The sequence below is a fragment of the Anaerococcus senegalensis JC48 genome, from assembly GCF_000321005.1.
GTDB lineage: Bacteria > Bacillota > Clostridia > Tissierellales > Peptoniphilaceae > Anaerococcus > Anaerococcus senegalensis.
In genome coordinates this window covers 1-573 of record NZ_CAEK01000025.1, presented here as the reverse complement: position 1 = coordinate 573, position 573 = coordinate 1, and the positions used below count along the sequence as shown (strand labels likewise).

The window sequence follows — 573 nt, the reverse complement described above, 5'->3', positions numbered from 1 at the left end:
ATTCCAAGATCACCACATCTATCAAACAGTAGATAAAGACGGAAATGTAATATCAGAAGATGCTACAACCGACGGTGACGAACAAACAGGAAAAGAAAACGAAGAATATACAACAAATAAAATAGACAAAGAAGGTTACAAGCTAGTAGAAGTAAAACCAACAAATGACAAATCCAAAGAACTAGGCGTAAAATACGACTCAGAAAATGGAGAACCAACAAAAGGAAACTACGTAGCAGGTGAAAAACAAGAAGTAACCTATATCTACCAAAGAACAAAAGAAGAACCAGGTAGCTTCCAAGAACACCATATCTACATCACAAAAGATGAAGATGGAAACATCGTAGAAGAAAAAACAATAACAGAAGACGGTAAAGTAAAAGAAGGAAACAAAGACGAAACATATCCAACAGGAAAAATAGAAAAAGATGGATATAAATTCGTAAGAACAGAAAATCCTGTAAACGAACCAACCTACGATAAAAATGGAGAACCAACAGAAGGTAACTTCAAACCAGGTGAAAAACAAGAAATCACTTACGTATACGAAAAAACAATAACAACAAAAGGATC

1 protein-coding gene is annotated in these 573 nt (G+C 34.2%); it reads left to right on the top strand.

All coding sequences use genetic code 11. From position 1 onward, the window contains the following. On the top strand, nucleotides 1–573 hold a 573-nt coding region (locus ASHG_RS00015), incomplete at both ends, for a MucBP domain-containing protein (protein ID WP_187364739.1).